Annotated in this window: 18 protein-coding genes; 6 read left to right on the forward strand and 12 right to left on the reverse strand. The window is 59.7% G+C overall.

The window, feature by feature from the left end; all coding sequences use genetic code 11:
* Positions 1–160 precede the first annotated feature (160 nt).
* Positions 161–1327, reverse strand: a complete 1167-nt coding sequence (locus U9R61_RS12410) for a M20/M25/M40 family metallo-hydrolase (protein WP_322489132.1) — start codon at positions 1325–1327, stop codon at positions 161–163.
* Between the two features lie 281 nt (positions 1328–1608).
* On the opposite strand from U9R61_RS12410, the gene asnS reads away from it, so the two are divergent.
* Positions 1609–2931, forward strand: a complete 1323-nt coding sequence (asnS, locus tag U9R61_RS12415; protein ID WP_322489133.1) for an asparagine--tRNA ligase — start codon at positions 1609–1611, stop codon at positions 2929–2931.
* 71 nt (positions 2932–3002) lie between these two features.
* Here asnS and U9R61_RS12420 read toward each other — a convergent pair whose 3' ends face one another.
* From U9R61_RS12420 to U9R61_RS12450, 7 genes are all read right to left on the reverse strand, one after another.
* The gene (locus U9R61_RS12420; protein ID WP_322489134.1) at positions 3003–3440 is read right to left on the reverse strand and encodes a hypothetical protein; all 438 of its coding nucleotides are present in this window, start codon (positions 3438–3440) and stop codon (positions 3003–3005) included.
* A 114-nt stretch (positions 3441–3554) separates the two neighbouring features.
* On the reverse strand, positions 3555–3845 hold the full coding sequence (gatC, locus tag U9R61_RS12425) for an Asp-tRNA(Asn)/Glu-tRNA(Gln) amidotransferase subunit GatC (RefSeq protein WP_322489135.1): 291 nt from the start codon (positions 3843–3845) through the stop codon (positions 3555–3557).
* A gap of 21 nt (positions 3846–3866) precedes the next feature.
* Positions 3867–4505 carry a CDP-alcohol phosphatidyltransferase family protein gene (locus tag U9R61_RS12430; protein ID WP_322489136.1) on the reverse strand — a complete coding sequence of 213 codons (639 nt, stop codon included), beginning with the start codon at positions 4503–4505 and terminating at the stop codon, positions 3867–3869.
* A gap of 62 nt (positions 4506–4567) precedes the next feature.
* Positions 4568–5473, reverse strand: a complete 906-nt coding sequence (locus U9R61_RS12435) for a PfkB family carbohydrate kinase (RefSeq protein ID WP_322489137.1) — start codon at positions 5471–5473, stop codon at positions 4568–4570.
* A gap of 7 nt (positions 5474–5480) precedes the next feature.
* Positions 5481–6587, reverse strand: a complete 1107-nt coding sequence (locus U9R61_RS12440) for a ParB/RepB/Spo0J family partition protein (RefSeq protein ID WP_322489138.1) — start codon at positions 6585–6587, stop codon at positions 5481–5483.
* Positions 6584–7381: a ParA family protein gene (locus U9R61_RS12445; RefSeq protein WP_322489139.1), complete on the reverse strand. Its 798-nt coding sequence runs from the start codon at positions 7379–7381 to the stop codon at positions 6584–6586. The genes U9R61_RS12440 and U9R61_RS12445 overlap by 4 nt, the downstream gene beginning before the upstream one ends.
* A gap of 180 nt (positions 7382–7561) precedes the next feature.
* Complete coding sequence (locus tag U9R61_RS12450) at positions 7562–8956, reverse strand: LysM peptidoglycan-binding domain-containing M23 family metallopeptidase (protein ID WP_322489140.1); 1395 nt, start codon at positions 8954–8956, stop codon at positions 7562–7564.
* 167 nt (positions 8957–9123) lie between these two features.
* Here U9R61_RS12450 and U9R61_RS12455 point away from each other — a divergent pair, with 167 nt between their 5' ends.
* Positions 9124–9699, forward strand: coding sequence for a bifunctional nuclease family protein (locus U9R61_RS12455; protein WP_322489141.1), 576 nt, complete (start codon positions 9124–9126; stop codon positions 9697–9699).
* Positions 9700–10052: 353 nt separating this feature from the next.
* Positions 10053–10664 carry a xanthine phosphoribosyltransferase gene (gene xpt, locus U9R61_RS12460; RefSeq protein ID WP_322489142.1) on the forward strand — a complete coding sequence of 204 codons (612 nt, stop codon included), beginning with the start codon at positions 10053–10055 and terminating at the stop codon, positions 10662–10664.
* Here the strand turns inward: xpt and ruvA are convergent.
* Positions 10661–11248, reverse strand: coding sequence for a Holliday junction branch migration protein RuvA (gene ruvA, locus U9R61_RS12465; protein WP_322489143.1), 588 nt, complete (start codon positions 11246–11248; stop codon positions 10661–10663). The genes xpt and ruvA overlap by 4 nt on opposite strands.
* A gap of 40 nt (positions 11249–11288) precedes the next feature.
* Here ruvA and U9R61_RS12470 point away from each other — a divergent pair, with 40 nt between their 5' ends.
* Positions 11289–11735 carry a methyltransferase gene (locus tag U9R61_RS12470; RefSeq protein ID WP_322489144.1) on the forward strand — a complete coding sequence of 149 codons (447 nt, stop codon included), beginning with the start codon at positions 11289–11291 and terminating at the stop codon, positions 11733–11735.
* Between the two features lie 16 nt (positions 11736–11751).
* On the opposite strand, the gene U9R61_RS12475 is transcribed toward U9R61_RS12470, so the two are convergent.
* Positions 11752–13023, reverse strand: a complete 1272-nt coding sequence (locus tag U9R61_RS12475; protein ID WP_322489145.1) for an MgtC/SapB family protein — start codon at positions 13021–13023, stop codon at positions 11752–11754.
* Between the two features lie 184 nt (positions 13024–13207).
* A complete protein-coding gene (locus tag U9R61_RS12480) occupies positions 13208–13990 on the reverse strand; it encodes a DUF429 domain-containing protein (RefSeq protein WP_322489146.1) in 783 nt (260 codons plus the stop codon).
* Between the two features lie 276 nt (positions 13991–14266).
* Here U9R61_RS12480 and U9R61_RS12485 point away from each other — a divergent pair, with 276 nt between their 5' ends.
* Positions 14267–14719, forward strand: coding sequence for a chemotaxis protein CheW (locus U9R61_RS12485; RefSeq protein ID WP_322489147.1), 453 nt, complete (start codon positions 14267–14269; stop codon positions 14717–14719).
* A gap of 69 nt (positions 14720–14788) precedes the next feature.
* On the opposite strand, the gene U9R61_RS12490 is transcribed toward U9R61_RS12485, so the two are convergent.
* The gene (locus tag U9R61_RS12490; RefSeq protein ID WP_322489148.1) at positions 14789–16303 is read right to left on the reverse strand and encodes a phytoene desaturase family protein; all 1515 of its coding nucleotides are present in this window, start codon (positions 16301–16303) and stop codon (positions 14789–14791) included.
* 461 nt (positions 16304–16764) lie between these two features.
* On the opposite strand from U9R61_RS12490, the gene U9R61_RS12495 reads away from it, so the two are divergent.
* Positions 16765–16911, forward strand: coding sequence for a hypothetical protein (locus U9R61_RS12495; protein WP_322489149.1), 147 nt, complete (start codon positions 16765–16767; stop codon positions 16909–16911).
* The last annotated feature ends 485 nt before the right edge of the window (positions 16912–17396 follow it).

The raw sequence follows: 17396 nt of genomic DNA on the forward strand, positions 1-17396 counted from the left end.
AGATCCGGACTACCGAGAGAACGGCTGTCCGACCGGTTGCTCCATTCGGCGACATCGGCCATCGCCTTCGCATCCTGACGGATTTACCCTCATCTCCTCTCCTTCAGGCAAAGAAAGCGGAGAGGACGCATGATCTGTTGCGTTGCCCGCGACGAGCGCCTTACCCCTCGATCGCGGCGGCAGCCAACGTCAGCAAGAGCAACGCTTGCATCCCCCGGCTCAGGTTGGCCGGCAAGATATACTCGTCGGTGCGGTGGGCATTACCGCCGTCAGTCAGGCCGACACACACCGCCGGCATCCCAAGGCTGAGCGGAACGTTTGCGTCGGTGCTGCTCTGCTGGAACGAAATCTGCGCGCCAACCATCTGATACGCGGCCACTGCCGCTTGCACCAGCGGATGCTCGCGCGGGATCGCACCGGACGGGCGATCGCCGACTTTGGTCAATTGCAGATGGACTTCGGGCTGTTCGAGGGCCACTTCTTCCACCAAACGGTAGACCTCGTTGACCAGATCGGCCAGTGCCGCCGACGACACCGAGCGCAGGTCAATCAGCATACTGGCGTGTTGGGCAATCGTATTGACCGAGGTGCCGCCGCTGATTGTACCAATATTAAACGTCGTGCGGGGCGACAGCGGCACATTCAGTTCGGTCAAGCGGGCGGCCAGCCGCACCAGCACATGGATGGCGCTCGGCGTGCCAAAATTGCCCCACGAATGGCCCCCCGGCCCCGAAGCTTCGATCCGAAAGCGGCGCACCCCAATCGCCTGATGGTGGAGCGAGCCAAAATCACAACCCTCGATCACCACGACGGCGCCGAGCCGGGTGCGCAGCCGGTCGATCACGGCCCGCATCCCGCGCAGATCACCCAACCCTTCTTCGGCGACATTCGCAACAAACCAAATATCGCTAGCGGTAGGCAGATTAAACCGCTGATAGACTTCGGCCAAGCGCAGCAGACCGGCCAAACCGGCGCTGTTATCACCAATGCCGGGGCCGTAGACCCGATCGCCTTCGTAGCGGATCGAGAGATCGGTGTCGGCGGGGAAAACGGTATCGAGATGGGCCGAAACCAACAGTGCCGGGCGATCGCGCTGGCCGGGCCGGCGACCATAGACATTGCCAAGCTCATCGATTTCGACATCGTGCAAGCCGAGCGCCTGCATCCGTTGGCTCACCAGCGACGAACGCGAATGTTCAGCAAAGGTTGGGGCCGGCACCTGTTGAATCTCGATCGCTGTCGCCAACGTCGAACGATAGTCAGCCAGATCGGCCAACGCGGCGCGTACCGCTGGATGGGTATACCAATGCTGAATCACAGCTTTCATCGCCGCTTCCTCATCATACAGGAACAATGCGCAGATCAGGCGCTGGGCGGCATTCGCCGCGATTACGCGCCTTTGGCAAGCATTATCCGGCAACGGGCGATTGCTGTCAATTTGCCAGCCGTTCTGAGTCGTGGCATACTGACGCGGTAGAAAGGGGAATGGGGAGTAGGAAGTTGTGAGTAGCGAGCCAGGGCGATGCTCAGACCAACGTTCACACGCTGAAGCGGTTTGTCAGCGACCGGTTACGCGCCTTGGCCATAGTGAGCAATAAAGGAGTGTGTATGTCGCTATTGCCGACTGCAACTGTCGCAACCATTGCCCGCCACACCGGCCAACGGGTGACGCTGACCGGCTGGATCTACCACAAGACTGAGAAAGGCAAACTGATTTTTATCTTGCTGCGCGATGGCAGCGGGACGATTCAGTGCGTGACCTTTAAAAAGAATGTGAGTGAAGCGACGTTTGCCACCGCACAGGCGTTGACGCAAGAGAGTTCATGCCGGATTACCGGCAGCGTGCGCGCCGATGAGCGGGCACCGGGCGGGTACGAGCTTGACGTCGAAGAGATTGAACTCATCGGCCCAAGCCACGACTACCCTATCACCCCCAAAGAACATGGGGTCGAGTTCTTGATGGAACACCGCCATCTCTGGGTGCGCTCTTCCAAACAGCACGCCATCTTGCGCATCCGGGCCGAAGTCATCGCCGCTGCGCAAGAATGGCTCAACGAGCAGGGCTTCGTCCGCTTCGATACGCCGATCCTCACCGCCACCGCCGCCGAAGGCACGACCAACCTTTTTGCTACCGATTACTTCGACCTTGGCAAAGCCTATCTTGCCCAAACCGGTCAGCTCTATGTCGAAGCCGGCATGATGGCGTTTGGCCGGGTGTACTGCTTTGGCCCCACCTTCCGCGCTGAAAAGAGCAAGACGCGCCGGCACTTGACCGAATTCTGGATGATCGAGCCGGAAGTTGCGTTTGCCGATCACGAAGACAATATGCGGCTGCAAGAGCAATTTGTCAGCGCGATTGTGGCCCGCGTGCTCGATCGCCGGCGCGAAGATCTGAAGGTGCTGGAACGCGACACCACCATGCTCGAGCAGGTCGTACCGCCCTTCCCGCGCATCACCTACGATCAGGCGATTGCATTGATTGCCACTCATCAGGGCGAAGTAGAGGGCGCCGATCCGTTGCCGTGGGGTGAAGACTTCGGCGCGCCGCACGAGACGCTGATCGCCTCGAAGTTCGACCGTCCGGTCTTTGTCGAGCGTTTCCCATCGGCGGTGAAGGCGTTCTACATGCAACCCGACCCCAACCGGCCCGAAGTGGCGCTCTGCGCCGACTTGCTGGCGCCAGAGGGATACGGTGAGATCATCGGCGGTTCGCAGCGCATCCACGACCCAGTGTTGCTCGAGCAGCGTATCCGCGAGCACGGATTACGGATCGAGGAATACGAGTGGTACCTTGACCTGCGCCGTTATGGGACGGTACCGCACAGTGGGTTTGGCATGGGGATCGAGCGCATCGTGGCGTGGATCACCGGCACCCGCCACATCCGCGAGACGATCCCGTTCCCCCGCCAGTTATACCGGATCTATCCGTAGGAGTGGGAAGGGCGGGTTTGAAACCCGCCCTTCCCACCCGCCCTTCCAAACCCACTCTATCCACATTCCCCTCACCGCACCAAGGTGCGGCGCACTCGCTCGACAGCTTGCTGGGCAGTGGTCAGATAGGCCGCGTAGACACCCGACCGGTTGAGCACTAGTGGCGTCGCGACGCCAACTGCCAGCAGCGCCGGCAACCAGAAGAAGACGAAGAATTGGGCCAGCCACGCACAGATTAGACCACCGCCAACCAGCGTATTGAGCAGGGCGGTACTGCCGCGCTGGATATAGCCCGTACCTAACAGTTCGCGCAGATTGGCGATCAGCAACAGCACCCCGGCAAAGGCGCTAAAGTGCATCGTGAGACCGATGTTAAAGAAGCGCAGCAACAAGTAGACCACTAACCCAAAGACGATCAACCCGAAGATGATCACATAGATCGACTTGATCGGGTAGCCGCCGATGAGCACATACGATTGGCGCGAGCCATTGCCATTGTTCCCGTACATCGCCATATCCTTTCACTGCATTAGCACCATTGCATCGCTGCCGGTACGACGTTGCCGAATTACAAAAGGTTGCAGTTCAGCTACGGCTGATGACGCTTACCCGCCCACACCGCACTACTCTTCAAACACGGCGCGCACGCGGAACATGCCATCTTGCTGATCGGGCGCATTGGCCAACGCCTGCGCTTGAGTCAACATCTCACCCACCACATCAGGCCGCCAAACCGTGGTCAAACCGGTGACTTGCGCCGTCGGCGGGACATTACGCAAATCGACTTCCTGCAACATCGCGATATAGTCAAGGATCGCCGAGAGCTGGGCTCGCATCACCGCAATCTCTTCATCGGACAGGGCAATGCGAGCGAGGCGGGCAACGTGGCGAACTTCGGCTTCTGACAGTGACATAGCAACCTCGTAAGCAGTGATTTAGGCAACTCCTGATTCCTTGCGCAATTTTCGATCGCGGGCCGAGCCAACCAGCATCTGGCGTGTATAGAGCAGCCGCTGCACGGCGGTAATATGCGAAGCGACCCCGACAGCGATCACGGCCCATTCAAGGATCGGTAGGTCGGGAAAGAACGGCATTACTACCAAGCCGAACAAGAGCAGACCGAGCTTTTCTTGCCGGCCAGCAAAGCCGACATTGCACGAAGCCAATTTACCGGTCGCTTCTGCACGGGCGCGCACGTAGCTTGCCATCACCATGCCAAAGATCGCAAACAATGCCCACACCGGCGCCACCACACCGGAGAGCATCAAACCGCCCATCACAAACGCCTCGGCATAGCGATCGGTCACGTGGTCAAGCACCGTCCCGTACTCGCTCGCCTTGCCACTGGCGCGCGCGGTCGCACCATCGAGGACATCAGCTAGCCCCATCAGTAAGATAGCAACCACTCCCCAGAGGAAGGCTTGTTGCGAGAGGAGATACCCAGCCAAAACACTGAACACGAGGCTCAGATATGTCAGCATATTGGGATGGATTCCCAGACGGGTACAGAAATGGCCAAGCGGCAAGGAGGCCTGTTCGTAGAACTGGCGAAAGCGGGCAAGCAACGGCATCATTGACGTTCATCCTTTAGCTAGGGCAATGACTGAAGCGTTCATTCCATCAGACTTTGCCATTATCAAGGCTGTGATAGCAGAACGGACGTCCGCCGTTCCACTTCGACCAGCGTGATCGGCGCATCAGGACCAGTATGCTCAATCCAGATCGAGGCCGTCGCCGCGCCGGTGCAGCCAGCCCGGAAGAGATCGCACGGATCGGTGAGGTAGGCGTGCAAGAAGCCGGCCATATACGTATCGCCGGCGCCAGTCGGGTCGCGGGCATCGGTTGCGTAAGCCGGGATCGCGATCGAGCGCTCACCATCATCAATCTGCGAACCGGCTTCGGCGATAGTGACAATCGCAATCGCGCAGCCGGTTTCGTGCAGCCGCCGCGCCGCGAGCACCGGATCGATCCGCGGATCAATGCCGGTAATGACTTTGGTTTCCACTTCATTGGCCTTGATCACGTGGCACAGCGGCGCGATCGCAGCGAATTCATCCGGTAAAAAGTGCTCGATCCGGCCATCGGCGCCAAACCGGCGCAGCAAGCCTTGTGGGTCAAGCACGATTGGCGCATCGGTCTGGGAGCGGATGACTTGGATCAACGCGAGCGGCGTCTCTTGCAAAATCGGGCCAACGATAACCGCTTGAGCGGTGGCGACGGCTGCCGGCACAGCGGTAATTGGTTCAGCCACGCCGAGCACATCGAGGGTGCGATCACCGCGATGATCGTACACCAACTTAAAGCCACCGGTCTGGGAAGCTAATTTCACAAACGGCGCAATCCCGTAGCGAACCAGATCAGACTGAAACCGGTCAAGGTAATCAGGCCCCACCCGTCCCACCAGTGCGGTGGCGCGGCCAAGCCGGCTGAGGGCAAGACAGGCGTTGGTCGAACAACCCGACAGTACGCGCCCTTCGGTGCGCACCACCGGCGTGATAATCTCGTCATACACCGGATTGCCAAAGGCAATAACATCTACCATAGCGTGCTTAGCCATTTCCTAATAAGCGATCGTACAATCCTTGCAATTGTTCGTCATCGTACAGGGTAATCGTCACTCTGATGGTGCGCCCACTGCGCGCAATTTGCACCGGGGTTTGCAACAGCTCTTCAAACATCTGCTGAGCCATCTGATCTTCCGGTGAGCGGGTATCGCTCGCGCGTTGGCGCTCCGGCGCAGACCGCGCCGCCGTGGTAGCCGGTGACACGGTGCTCGTAGGCCCTTTCACTGCGGCGATGGCAGCAGCGAGATCGGCTCCGGCAGCCAGCGCCGCGCAAAACCGTTCACTCTCGGCAGCACCAAACCGATGCGTGATCACCGCCTCACAAGCAGCCACTTGGGTTTGGGGATCGGTCAGTTGGAGCAATGCCAGCGCCTGCGCCGGTTCGATCTGTCCGGTACATAACGCGCGCCGGGTAGGCGCCGCTAGACCGGGTTGGCTGGCTAGTTCAGCGAGGCGTTCGACATCACGCACGTTCAAATCGCGTTGTTGGATCAGTTCAAGTGCGGCTTGTTGGTCGGCGGGATCGTCAAGCCGCAGCAGCGCCCGCCCGTGACCGGCGCTGATCGTACCGTCGAGCAGGGCTTGCCGGGCAGCGGAGGCAAGGCGGAGCAAGCGGCGGCTATTGACGATCGCCACCCGGCTTTTGCCGACCCGGCGAGCAATCTCATCATCGCTCAAGCCAAACTCACGCCGCAAGGTTTCGTAAGCTTGGGCCTCTTCCAGCGGGTTGAGGTCGGCGCGCTGCACATTCTCAACCAACGCCAATTCAAGGAACTGCTGGGGAGTCGCATTCTTGACAATTGCCGGCACGGTGGCCAAACCAGCCATTCGCGCCGCGCGCAGCCGGCGTTCGCCGGCGATCAGCTCATAGCCGCCAGCCGGGTCTTCGCTGACGATCAGCGGCTGCAACACGCCGTGCTCTTGAATGGAAGCGACGAGTTCAGCGAGGGCAGCCTCATCAAATGATGTGCGCGGCTGCGCGCGATTAGCCCGAATCGCCGCCACCGGCAATTCACGCACGGCAGCCTGCTCCGCCGTAGATGACGGAATGAGCGCATCTAACCCGCTGCCCAAACCACGCTTCCGGCTCATACCAATCGCTCCTCCCGTCCAATCAATTCTTCGGTCAGCAACGAGTATGCTTGCGCACCCCGGCCGTGCGGATCATACTCGTAAGCGATCCGCCCGTGGCTCGGCGCTTCGCTCAGGCGCACGCTGCGCGGGATCAAGGTGCGGCAGATGAGGCGAGGAAAGTAGCGCTGCACTTCATCAACCACCTGTTGGGCCAGATTGGTGCGGCCATCGTACATCGTCATCACCACCCCGAGAATGCGCAGGGTCGGATTAAGACTTTCGCGCACCCGTTCCAGCGTGGTCTTAAGCTGCGCCAATCCTTCGAGCGCCAGATATTCGCATTGCAACGGAATGAGCACCGCGGTGGCCGCACACAAGGCATTGAGGGTGAGTAAGCCCAATGAGGGCGGGCAATCAATCACGATCCAATCATAACGCGGCAAGAGGGGAACCAAGCCATCGCTGAGCCGCCATTCGCGCCGGTCGAGGTCGACCAATTCAATCGCTGCACCGGCCAATTCTTGATCAGCCGGAATAATCTCAAGCCGATCGCGTCCGCTTGCCATCGGGATCGTCTCTGGCGGCGCGCCCCCTAGCAGCAGATCGTAGGTCGTCACCGTCAATGAGGCTTTGGCGATGGCAAGGCTCGTGGTTGCGTTTCCCTGCGGATCAATGTCAACCAGCAGCACGCGCCGCCCGCGCCGGGCCAGTTCGCCGGCCAGATTCACGGCAGTGGTCGTTTTGCCGACGCCGCCCTTCTGGTTGGCGATAGCGAGTATCCGCGGTTGTGGGCCTGTTGGTTGCTGTTTCACGTGAAACACCCGTGCTAAGCAGCCAATCCAACCGCTATTGTACCATAGGCAACGAGGAGGGTACGTTACCGTGATACCTGAGTTGGGATAGCTGCAAAGCAACACAGATGAGTCACCCGTCACCTACCAAGCGCCAGTCAATCGCGATCCTTGTGCGTCTTTTCGTGGCTATCCCACCCCTCACGGCAAATAACGCAGTGGATTCACCGCTCGCCCGTTGACAAGGAGAGTGAAGTGGAGATGGACGCCGGTCGAATAACCGCCACCGGCGCGATCGTAGGTACTGCCCATATAGCCGATCAATTGACCAGTGCTGACTTCTTGGCCAGCGCTCACCACCGGACGAGTAATCAAGTGGCCATAGATCGTCTCAATTCCGCCGGGATGGCGGATCTTTACACAATAGCCGTACCCGCTACACCAGCCCGATTCGTAAACCCAACCGCGACTCGCCGCTACAATCGGCGTCCATGCGGCGTTGGCGATGTCAATCCCATTGTGGAAACCGCCCCAGCGCGGGCCAAACCCTGATGTCACCACCCCGCGCGCCGGCCACACCCAACGCGGCGGCGGCGGCGGGAAATCGCGCACTTCCGGCAAAGCAGCGACCACTGCCAGATCCAACTCGAGCAAATCACTCCGGATCCAGCCAGTGACATCACCGATCGCGATCTTGACCCAATCATTGTACCGGCCACGCAGCGCGACTTGCCTTCCGGCTGCTAACTGCGCTTGTCGAGGGTGATCCGTGGTCGGCCCAGATCGAACATTTGTTTCGTCTGCCAATACGATCCCAACCGGTTCAGCCACGCGCCGGGCGAATGTCGCCTCCTGCTCAGCCGTCCACGGCAATCGCCCACCCGGAATGAAGATCTCGCGCCCAACGATCAACTGGTCATCACGCAGCCGATTCGGCGCGAAAGTGACGATCGCCTCCGGCGCGACGCTATACCGTTCCGCTAGCGCTGTGAGCGTCTCCCCTTCCGCCACCATATGCGCCGCGCCAGCCAAGCGCGCAATCCGCAACGGCTGGCCCACCCGCAGCGCGTCGCCTCGATCAAGCTGATTCGTCCAGACAAGCGTACTAAGCGGGATCTGGTAGCGCACCGCCACCTCAGCTAGCGTCTCGCCCTCGGCGAGGAAGTGGGTCGTCTGATAGGCAGTCACCACGGGTATGGGTGCGCGCACCACCGGCGCAATCGGTTCAGGCTCGCTCGGCGCTGTCGCGGCATACCGTACCGCCGGTGCAACGACAACCGCTTGCTCTGCTGGCAGCAACGATGGAACGACTGGCGCCGGCACAGAATGGATGATGGGGGTAAACGTCTGGAGGGGGAGCGTATGATCAATAGCAAGAATCAGGATGACGACCGCCAGCAGCAAAAGATGCCCTAGACGGCGTGATGGGCGGAATTGCCAACGCACGACCCGCCGATAAGCGCTGCCCGGTAATGCCTCACCCGCATGCACCCGACCTTCACGCAGACGGCGAGCAGTTCTACGCGCCGCAGCCAACCGTCGCTGGCTGCGCACCCACCGCTCATACCATGGAGGTTGCTCGAAGATAACCTGCATTGCGTGCTCTCGCTCACTTCACCGAGAGAGCATACACCGAGCGGAATAGTTTGTCAATCTTGACGGCATCTTTCATCGCATGATAAGATATAACTACTGACTCTTCCGCTGCCCGATCCGGCCTCCCCCTGTGAACCGGTGAAGGGCGTTTCATGAAAGGCCGGCCGATGATACGAGTCGTTGTCGATAGTATCCGTGTCAGCCTGTTAACGCAGAGCCGGGTCGTCGTCCTCCGCGAAACCGAAGGAAATCGCTATCTGCCTATCTGGATCGGCCAATTTGAGGCCGATGCCATCGCGATGGCTATTCAGGGTCAAGAATCGCAACGGCCGATGACCCACGACCTGCTCAAGGCTGCCATCGGCGAATTGGATGGGGTAGTTCGCCATATCTACGTTAATGACATTCGCGATAATACCTTCTTCGCGCGGATTGTGATCGATCAGGCTGGGCGCACGGTCGAGCTTGACGCCCGCCCCAGCGATGCGATCGCGCTCGCCGAACGGGTGCAAGCCCCGATTTTCGTGACAGACCATGTGCTGGATCAGGCCGGTGTTCTCTTCGATGAGGAAGAACAGGCCGATGAGTCTGCACCCCCAACTGCAAGCCGCAGCGAAGAAACCAAGCCGGAGTCTACTTCGGAACCTGAACCGGAACTGAACGAAGATTCGTTGTCCATCTTCCGTAACTTTATCAATACGTTAGACCTCGACGATCGCGATCGCCCCAGTGATAAATCGTAAGTTCCACAGATAGTCTCCGCAGTGGGGTGGTAAAACCACCCCACTCTTTTTTCCCCATCTTGTGGATAACTGGCGATATTATGTGGAAAACTCGCCGTCCCTGTGGATAACGTGCGGAATACGTCGTTGATAGCACGTGGACGCTCTGCGGAACAACTGCTTCACCTCCTCGATTCGTTTCCCCATGTGGATACTCATTCCCATGCTTTCCACATCTCATCTAGCTCATTGGGAAGCGGTTTGTACGTTTATTTCCACATCTTCCACAAGACTACTATCATGACGGTTTTCTCTCGAACTGTTTTATTATGCTGATCTCAATGGAGTATCGTGTTTAGCACTGTGGATGATTTATGACCGGTATACGCTCAGCACCTTGTGATCCCTTCCCGATCCTCGTCCAACGGATCGTGCAAGAGGCCGTGATTGTTGATGATCGGATTATCAAGATCGACCATTTCCTGAATCACCGCATCGACACTGATCTCATGCAGTCTATCGGCACCGAGTTGGCCAACCGGTTAGCGCCATTCCAGCTTGACCTGATCTTGACCGCGGAAGCGAGCGGGATTCCGCCGGCGCTCGCCACCGCCTTTGCCTGCCGTGTCCCGCTGGTCTATGCGAAAAAGTATGATCCCGCTGTGCCTGCCCCGGCCTTGACTCGTCGGGTGCCTTCGCCAACCAAAGGCCGCGAGACCCAGTTGGCGATTACGGCCCGCTTTCTGCCCGCCGGTTCGCGGGTGGCGATTGTGGACGATTTTTTGGCAAACGGACGCACGGCGCTGGCGTTGGTGGAAATGGCGCACGAAGCCGGCGCTAACGTCGTGGCGGCGGCGTTTGTGGTTGAGAAGTTGTTCCAACAGGGGCGGGATCCCTTGGTTGCGTTGGGGATCCCGGTGATTACATTGGCCCAGATCGAGCGATTTGCTAGCGGGAAACCGGTGATTGCCGGCTGGCCGGGTTAGGCGCTCCCGAAATAACGCAAGGCCAACCGTAACCGTTCTTCCAACGCCGGCGGCGCGTCGGCCGGCAATGAGGCGATTGCGGCAGCAGCCTCGGCGGCGCTGTAACCCAAACTCACCAAAATATCGCTCAGTTCACGGTCGATCGCGCTTGTGCTTGGACTACCGGCGTTGGTCAGTTGGCGGAGATCGATCTTGCCGCGTAGTTCAAGCACGATCCGCTCTGCCGTCTTCTTGCCAATGCCCGGCACTCGCGCCAGCCGGGTCAGGTCGCCGCCGGCGATCATGCTGCGCACTTCATCCGGGGTTCCGCTTGAGATCAGGCTCAGCGCCATCTTTGGCCCCACTCCGCTCACCCCAATCAGTTGCTCGAACAGGCTACGCTGGGCATGGTCGCTGAAGCCATACAAGGTAAGCGCGTCTTCTCGCACGATCAGGATCGTATACAACAAGATGTCGTTGCCAACCGCGCCGGCGGCTGCCAGCGTGGGGCGGGGGGCGTAGATGAGGAAGCCGACGCTGCCGGTTTCGACGATCAGGTGATCGGTGCCAATACTCTGGATTACGCCGCGAATTGATGCAATCATGAGAATAGGCCTTATCTGGTGCTACTTCAGGAGGTTGTTGATGATGATTCGTTCGCCGTTACGTTCGTTTGGTTTGGTGTTTGGCCAGTTTGCTAGTCTAGGGGCGATTGCCTTCACTGGTCCGTTGGTGCCTTCGTCCCCACTCTTGCTAGGGTTGTTAGCCGCTGGGTTGGCGCTTGGGTTGTGGGCCTTGCGCACCATGCGCCTGAACCGCCTCTCAGTGCTGCCCGATCCGCTGCCGCGGGTTGAATTGGTGCGTGCCGGCCCTTACCGCGTGATCCGCCACCCAATGTACGCCAGTCTGCTGCTGGCGGCGCTGGCATGGGTGTTAGCGTCGCCGGCATTGTGGCGCTGGGGGTTGTGGTTGCTCTTGCTGGCGGTATTGGTGACCAAGTTGAGCTATGAAGAACGGATGCTGTCGGCTTCTATCCCCAGTTACCACGAATACCAGCAACGATCGTGGCGGTTAGTGCCGCTCGTCTGGTAGCCAGCGTGATGTGATCTTACCACGGCCAAACGAGCGTGACCAGTATCGCCCCACTGATCAAGAGCAACGCTGGCGCAATGGCGCGCCGCAAGTGGGTGCTGCCGCCGGCCAGTGCAATCCCGCCTTTGACCACCGTGTTGGTGAGCACCGCGATCCCAATTGCCCTCGCGGCTAGCTCGCTAGCCAAGCCGCCTGCCGCAACCGCTAGCTCGTTGAGCGATAATGTGATTGCATCAACATCGACGAGGCCGCCGAAGATGCTGGTGATAAAGAGGCCAGCATCGCCAAATTGAGCCCGTGCGAAATTGGCGCCGGCGAGGATGGCCGCGTAGAGCAGGCTAAACCCAATCGCTGAACGCAATTCCAACGGATTGCCAAAGCTCAGCGGCGCTCCTTCGTGCTGGCGCGCTAGGCGGGCCAGCCACCCTCCCCAAAGCAGGCAGCCGCTGCCGCCGGCCAGCAGGATTGGCCACAATGCTTGGAGCACCGGCGGCGCGACAGCGCCGGTGAGCAACCCGACCCGCACAAACATCACACCCCACGAGAGCAAAATGGCCAGCGCGTATTCCTGACTCAACTCCGGCGCGATCCGGCTGCGTTGGGTGTTGCTAAGCGTCACGGCGGTGGAGGAGACGATCCCGCCGATCAGGCCGGTAAGCGCGATGCCGCGGGTGGCGCCGATGATTTGGTGGAGTACATACCCGCTAAAGCTCAACGTTGAGATTAAGACGACAAGGAGCCAGATCTTCTGTGGGTTGATCACATCAAACGGAGCTGGCCCAATAGGAGTGTTCGGCAACACCGGTAAGACGATCAGGCTGATAGCGGCCAAGGTGAGGGCCGCTTGCATATCTTGCGGGCTGAGCTGGCGGGCCAAGCCGTGCAAGCGCGCTTTGAGCGCCAGCAGGACGGCGATAGCCACTCCGACCGCTGTGGCTACCGTGTCATACCCCCAAGCGACCATCCCGCCGCAGAGCAGCGTGATGAGCACGGCCATCTCGCTGGTCAGGCCGGGCCCTTCACGGCCATGGCTTAACACGTATGCCGCGATCAATAACCCGCCTACCGCCAATATCAGCGCCGCGAAGATCTCCGGAGCTTGCAGGGTCAGCGCGGCCAACCCAGCCGCGCATCCGATCACGCCGACGATGGCATACGTGCGCACGCCGGCGAAGAGATCACCACTCGCGCCGTGGGCATGCTCGCGCTGTAAGCCAATCAGCGCGCCGATCAGCAGGGCAAGGCCGAATTGGTAGAAGAGTTCGGTGCTGGCGGTGTTGTCGAGCATAGTGGTTGCAATGATTTATTGGTGAATTGTAGGCTGTTGGGTTCTAGCATACTATTCGAGAAGTAGCGCTGCAATCGTTCCAGCGTGCAGAATCTTGCACCCGCACCGATGTTTTGCCCACCATGTATTTTTGGAACATGTGGAGTGCGGCAGTTATACTGCCGCACTCCATAGTGCGCTGAAATTAGGCTTTCTCTGCCCAATACGGCGTAAAAATCGCCCCACCCTCCGCCGTGCCGAAGCTGCGGCAGCGCGCCGCACCCCAGTGCTGGCCGTAGAGGGCAATGTACGCGCAGAGCAACGCATCGGCTTCGTCTTCAATCGCCTTCAGCGCGCTCGGGCCGAGCCGGTCGAGGTCTATTTCCCGCCAGAGGTCATTACTGCCAAGCAGAGGTGGATCACCACTCGATAATCCGCGCAACAAACGCAGGTAGCGGCTCAGTTCGCGTCGGCGCTCGGCTAGCTCGCGGCCGGGCCGCGCTTTGTAGCGCAAGATGTGCGGCAAGCGAAATAAGACCACTGTTGCCGGGTGGGGAAAGACTTCGATGATGAACCTCCCGTTCATGCCGGCCTCGATGGACGGTACGTAGGCAAAACCATCCGCAGCCAGTGCGGCCAGCAACTCTTCGCCGCGTACCCCGCCGTAGCGGCGCAACAAGCGCCGGTTGGCTGGGTGCGGGCCGGCATCGTACCGCCGGAATACGGCGGCTAGTTCCGCTTCAGCACTCCGGCGTCCGGTCTCGTTAGGTACGATCAATGGCGCATCGATTGCGAGGATAGCCGGCGCATCGCCGATTGTAGCGCGAATGGCTTGCACGATGGCTTCGTTCGTTACCAGACGGCTTGGCGGCTGCACGAGCTGCGCCCCCGCTGGCGTGCCGGTACACACGGCTAACCCGCTTGGATTGCGTTCCGACCACGCTAAATCCAGTCCGATATAGACCGTCTGGAAAGGTTTAATGTTCATCGCGCGTTGCCCGATTGTAACTCTGCTCTGCTGCTCTCCACGGTACAGTATGAATAAATCGAGCTAGCTTGAGTCGCGTTTGCACGAGCCGCGATCGCTACTCGCTTTGTGAACGTTAGCAATGATCGCATCGTTTTTTCGCCCACTTGCCGGGCAAAGAGTGAGGGGTGAAGCGCTGTCCGCAGAGCGCAACTGCAGACGCCCCAACCTGTTGGCGCTCTTTTGGGTGTTGGTAGCGATACTCAACCATGACCGCTACACGACGAGGAGGTCTCTATGAGCCTGTTGAAACCGCCCCCAACCGCGATGGTGGTTGTCTGTCGCATTGGCCGCCGATTGGTGGCTTTGCCGATGCAGACCGTAGTGCATACCACCCGTCTGAGCGAATTAGCGCCTCCCGATGATGCTCCGCTTGTGGTCTGCGGAATCGTGACGCTCCACGGTGCGACGGTGCCGGTTATCGATGGCCGTTCGCTGCTTGGCGAGCCGCCCGGCTATGCGCTCGATAGCCATATTCTGCTTGCTGCGCCGGATATCGACCAACTGCCGGAGATTGGCTTGTTGGTTGATGAGGTGATCAGTTTGCACCGGGTTGGCCCCGATGGCCTAGCGCCGCTCGATCACATCGATGGCATCTCGTGCGGTGTGGTACGCGATTTGCCGCAGCCGGCCATGTTGTTGGATGTCGATGAGCTGTTTGCTTTGGCCCACGGCAGTGCGCGTGATTGATGCCGTAGGCGTCATTGATGCGACTGGTAGGGCCGCACAGCGCACGGCGGTGCGGCCCTCCGATTGACCTTACCGTTCGACTGGCGCTGGTTGCGCCAAAGGAACGTCTTCGCTAATGAAATACACCGCGCTCTTGGCCGCCTCTAAAATCGTCATCAACCCGCTGCCTGGATGCACGGCGCCGCCGATCCAGTAGAGGTTGCGCGCGCCATCGTGCCGGATGTGGGGCCGGAACGGGCCGAGTTGGCTCCAACTGTGGATCAAGTTGAAAACTGCGCCAAGGTAGGTGTGGTGCTCGTCGCGCCACGTCTCGGCGGTGTAGCGCCGCTCAACCACAATGTGGCGCTCGACATCTTCAAAACCGAGTTTGGCCATCTGGCGAATGATCAGGTCGCGGTAGCGCTGCTCGACCGCCGGCCAATCAACCGGGTAGCGCAAGTTGGGCACCGGCACCAACACAAACAGCGTGCTGTGGCCGGAAGGTGCGTTGGCTGGATCGACGATCGTTGGGTTGCAGACGTAGAACGATGGATCGTCTTCATCAAGCACTGCACTCTTGGCCCAGAGCGGGTCGTTGCGGCGAATGCTTGATGATAAGTAGAGCTGGTGGTGCGGCAGATCGTCCCAGCGCCGGTTGACTCCCAAATAGAGCATAAAGGTCGAGCACGAGAACTCCATTGAGTTCAGTTTTTGATCGGTGTACTTGCCCCGCGCATGCGGCGGGATGATGTGGGTCAGTGCGTGGCCAAAGTCAGCGTTGACCACCACTGCGTCCGCGCGCACTCGCTCGCCATCAGCTAGCTCGATGCCGGTCGCGGCGCCGCCTTCAACCAACACTTGCTTTACGGGGCGGTTGTAATGAATCGTCACTCCAAGATCGGTCGCCGCTTTGGCCAGCCCCGTTGCCAGCGCCCGGAAGCCGCCAATCGGGTGCCAGATGCCTTCGGCGAATTCGAGGAAGGTGACAAGGCTAAAGACGCTCGAACAGGCCGTAGGGTGCATGCCAAGGTATTTCGCTTGGTATGATAGCGCGTACACCACCCGCTCGTCGCGGAAGAAGCGCTTGAAGTGGTCGTAGAGGCTTTCCCAAGGCCGGAAAGCCAGCGCCGCCGCTACTTCGCGCGGCTTGAGGTAGCCGCGCGGCGTCCGCACCGGCGTGCCGAGGTATGGTTCGTAGCCAACCACATTCTTGCGGATATGCTCGATGTACCACCGCTCGAATTCGGCGGGCAAGGCGGGATCGAAGCGGGCTAGTTGCGCTTTGAAGGCGGCGGTATTTGAGGCGAGATCGAGGTATTCGCCATCCCAAAACCGGATCCGCGTGTTCGGATCGAGTCGCACGAGGGTCACGTAATCGCTAAAGCGTAACCCGGCGCTGTTGAATAGTTCGTCGTAGACCCGCGGCACTTGCAAGATGGTCGGGCCGGTGTCGAAATGATAATCGCCGAGCGAGAAGCCGCGCATCCGCCCGCCCGGACGGTCAACCGCTTCAAAGATTTCTACCTGATACCCGCGCCCGGCTAGCCGGATAGCGGTCGCTAATCCGCCCGGCCCGGCGCCGATAATCACAATCCGTTGTGACACGCTCTACTCCTCTATCTAGTTCCTGTGCAGAGACCTCCTGTTTGAGTATACACCGCTTTTCTAAGCTGGTCACGCTGAGATTGAGGTGGGATTCGCTAGGCAACCTATCTCTTCACTCTCTACTCCCCATCCTCAACGGCTTAGCGTATAAATTGTGGATAACTGGTGGAATTGTGGATAACATGTGTGGTTGACCGTGCTTGGTGAGACGTTAACACACATCTAATATTCGATTAATCCGCAGCTAATCTAAGATTGCTATAGTGCATATCGTCAAGCGAAGCGATTTGCGGTGGTCGCCGCAAGACAAAAGAACTCCCAATCTGCACACCGCCCTCACTCCCCCGCTCTCCGGCCGCCTACGACAGGTGGCCGTTGTTGATTCATGCGAATATGATCCAACCCATGACTAACCTGAAGTTCAAATTTAATCGGCACGCTGTGGATTCGATAGGCATTCTATGCCAGCAACACTCGATGGTCACGGCAGGGGTTGTCAGCTCGCGAGCGGCGGCTCGCCGCTTGGGATCGCGGTGGCCTGCGGCAACGCTGCTGATGCACGCTATGGCAGCGCCCACCACCGCCAGTGGCAGTGGACGTCGCGCTAGGGGATGCGGCAGCAGCACTGCCGCACGTTATGGTGAGAATCGCAAGGGCGGACAGATCGCATGCGTGCAGATGCGGTTGATGACGTTGCGATGCGCCGGTGTACCCTCACATCCAGCCCTCTCCCACGAGCGTGGGAGAAGGGAGCGAAGTGCCCAGTGTTGAGGCATCACACAGCTATCAACGTTGTGCTCGATTAAATGTGCTGTCTGCCCTTGACCCTGCCGTCAGGTGGGAGAGCGGGGTTGGGGGGCCAGCAGCCCGCGCAGCGTGTTTCGTCACCCAAGCCCGCCCCTTCAGGGCTAGGTTCCGGATCAGAGGTGCTGTCCGCCCTTGAACCTTGCTAGGGGACGGCTGAGGATCGGGCTGTCCCCCGCTCGCCCATTGTCATTGCGAGCCAAGCGCAGGGGCAGAGCACCGCTCTGCCCGCGCGAGGCGAGGCAATCCCCCACGAGCACGGAGTGAACCCATTGCGTCAAAGCGGGAG

This window comes from Chloroflexus sp., from assembly GCF_034431535.1.
Taxonomy (GTDB): domain Bacteria; phylum Chloroflexota; class Chloroflexia; order Chloroflexales; family Chloroflexaceae; genus Chloroflexus.

Coding starts and splice junctions, on each gene's coding strand:
- U9R61_RS12410 (WP_322489132.1), bottom strand. CDS start 1,327: ATGAAAGCTGTGATTCAGCATTGGTATACCCATCCAGCGGTACGCGCC.
- asnS (WP_322489133.1), top strand. CDS start 1,609: ATGTCGCTATTGCCGACTGCAACTGTCGCAACCATTGCCCGCCACACC.
- U9R61_RS12420 (WP_322489134.1), bottom strand. CDS start 3,440: ATGTACGGGAACAATGGCAATGGCTCGCGCCAATCGTATGTGCTCATC.
- gatC (WP_322489135.1), bottom strand. CDS start 3,845: ATGTCACTGTCAGAAGCCGAAGTTCGCCACGTTGCCCGCCTCGCTCGC.
- U9R61_RS12430 (WP_322489136.1), bottom strand. CDS start 4,505: ATGATGCCGTTGCTTGCCCGCTTTCGCCAGTTCTACGAACAGGCCTCC.
- U9R61_RS12435 (WP_322489137.1), bottom strand. CDS start 5,473: ATGGTAGATGTTATTGCCTTTGGCAATCCGGTGTATGACGAGATTATC.
- U9R61_RS12440 (WP_322489138.1), bottom strand. CDS start 6,587: ATGAGCCGGAAGCGTGGTTTGGGCAGCGGGTTAGATGCGCTCATTCCG.
- U9R61_RS12450 (WP_322489140.1), bottom strand. CDS start 8,956: ATGCAGGTTATCTTCGAGCAACCTCCATGGTATGAGCGGTGGGTGCGC.
- U9R61_RS12455 (WP_322489141.1), top strand. CDS start 9,124: ATGATACGAGTCGTTGTCGATAGTATCCGTGTCAGCCTGTTAACGCAG.
- xpt (WP_322489142.1), top strand. CDS start 10,053: ATGACCGGTATACGCTCAGCACCTTGTGATCCCTTCCCGATCCTCGTC.
- ruvA (WP_322489143.1), bottom strand. CDS start 11,248: ATGATTGCATCAATTCGCGGCGTAATCCAGAGTATTGGCACCGATCAC.
- U9R61_RS12470 (WP_322489144.1), top strand. CDS start 11,289: ATGATGATTCGTTCGCCGTTACGTTCGTTTGGTTTGGTGTTTGGCCAG.
- U9R61_RS12475 (WP_322489145.1), bottom strand. CDS start 13,023: ATGCTCGACAACACCGCCAGCACCGAACTCTTCTACCAATTCGGCCTT.
- U9R61_RS12480 (WP_322489146.1), bottom strand. CDS start 13,990: ATGAACATTAAACCTTTCCAGACGGTCTATATCGGACTGGATTTAGCG.
- U9R61_RS12485 (WP_322489147.1), top strand. CDS start 14,267: ATGAGCCTGTTGAAACCGCCCCCAACCGCGATGGTGGTTGTCTGTCGC.
- U9R61_RS12495 (WP_322489149.1), top strand. CDS start 16,765: ATGCCAGCAACACTCGATGGTCACGGCAGGGGTTGTCAGCTCGCGAGC.